Consider the following 1,491-nt stretch of genomic DNA (forward strand, 5'->3'; position numbering starts at 1 on the left):
CCGGCGGGATCGTCGCGGTCGCGGTCGCGGCCGGCGCCGTCGCCGCGCTGGCCATCCGGCACGGAATCGTCACCTGGCGGGCCTCCGGCCGCGGCGCCGAGGTCGCCCAGCGGCTGCGGGACAGGCTGCGGCCCGCCCCGGTCGTGCCGGCGCCGGCGGACCCGGACGGCGCCGGACCGGCGGCGTCGACGGCCGGCGCCGCGCCGCTCGGCTCCGTGACGCCGTCGCCATGACGCCGGCGCCCGCCTCAGAGGGAAGGCGTACATGACCACGGCGGCGATGGTCGTGTTCATCGCGGTGGTGGGCGCGCGCTTCCTCGTCCCCCTGCTGATTCCCCGGTATCCGCTGCCCGCGATCGTCGCGGCGCTGATCCTGGACGGCGTCGACCAGACCATCTTCCAGACGATGGGGTACGACCCGCCCGGCTACCAGGGCTACGACAAGGCGATGGACGTCTACTACCTGGCGATCGCCTACCTGTCGACGCTGCGCAACTGGACGAGCCAGCCGGCCGTGCACGTGGCCCGGTTCCTGTACTTCTACCGCCTGATCGGTGTCGTCGCGTTCGAGCTGACCGACTGGCGGCCGCTGCTGCTGATCTTCCCGAACACGTTCGAGTACTTCTTCATCGCGTACGAGGCGTACCGGTTGTTCTGGAACCCGGCGCGGGTCACGAAGCGACAGTGGATCATCACCGCGGTCGCGATCTGGGTGTTCGTCAAGCTGCCGCAGGAGTGGTGGATCCACATCGCCCAGCTCGACGTCACCGATACGATCGCCGAGGTGCCGTGGTTCGGCCCCGCGATCGTCGTCGCCGTCGTGGCGATCTGCCTGATCTACTGGTTCGCGGTGCGGCCCCGGCAGCGGCCGCCGGACTGGTCCTGGCACGTCGCCGCCGACCCGCTGCCCGCGGCGGCCGCCACCGTGGCCGAGCGCAACCGCTGGGTGGCAGCGCACGGCCGGCTCGCGTCCGGCCGGACGGTGGAGAGCGTGGTCCTGGTCGGCCTGATCTGGGTGATCTACGCACAGGTCCTGCCCGGCGTCGAGACCGGCAGCGCTCAGCTGTTCGCCGGCACCGCCGCGTTCGTCGTGGCCAACGCCGCCGTCAGCCTGTGGGTGGCCCGGTCGGCGCGGGGTGTCGAGCGCGCGCTGCCGGCCTTCGCCGTGCGGGTGCTGATGAACCTCGCGATGGTCTGGGCGGCCGGATGGCTGCTGGCGCGCGGCGGCGGCGAGCTCAGCGCGCCGCACGCGATCTTCTTCGTGCTGCTGCTCAGCCTGATCACCCTGCTGGAGAGCCGCTTCCGGCCGGTGTACGAGATCCGGTTCGCCGCCGACGGCCCCGCCGCCGGTGCCGCCGCCGGTCAGCGCTGCGAGGGCCGGGGCAACGGCTCCGACGACGTGGCCTGCGGTCCCGAGCGGTGCGAACTCGCCGCCGGCTGCCAGGCCGCGCGGGCCTGAGTCAGGCCACCGGCCCGGCGCCGGGTTCCGGCG

General features: G+C 73.4%; 2 protein-coding genes. Both read left to right on the forward strand.

Features of this window, described 5'->3' with window-relative positions:
- Positions 1–233 (forward strand): hypothetical protein (locus tag AB0F10_RS45585; protein WP_360640860.1); only part of this gene is annotated, 233 nt, incomplete at its 5' end.
- A gap of 31 nt (positions 234–264) precedes the next feature.
- On the forward strand, positions 265–1,458 hold the full coding sequence (locus tag AB0F10_RS45590) for a hypothetical protein (RefSeq protein ID WP_360640862.1): 1,194 nt from the start codon (positions 265–267) through the stop codon (positions 1,456–1,458).
- The last annotated feature ends 33 nt before the right edge of the window (positions 1,459–1,491 follow it).

This window comes from Actinoplanes sp. NPDC026623, assembly GCF_040638275.1.
Lineage (GTDB): Bacteria > Actinomycetota > Actinomycetes > Mycobacteriales > Micromonosporaceae > Actinoplanes.

Bases quoted from the DNA above. Each gene is read 5' to 3' on its own strand.
- AB0F10_RS45590 (WP_360640862.1), top strand. From the start codon at position 265: ATGACCACGGCGGCGATGGTCGTGTTCATCGCGGTGGTGGGCGCGCGC.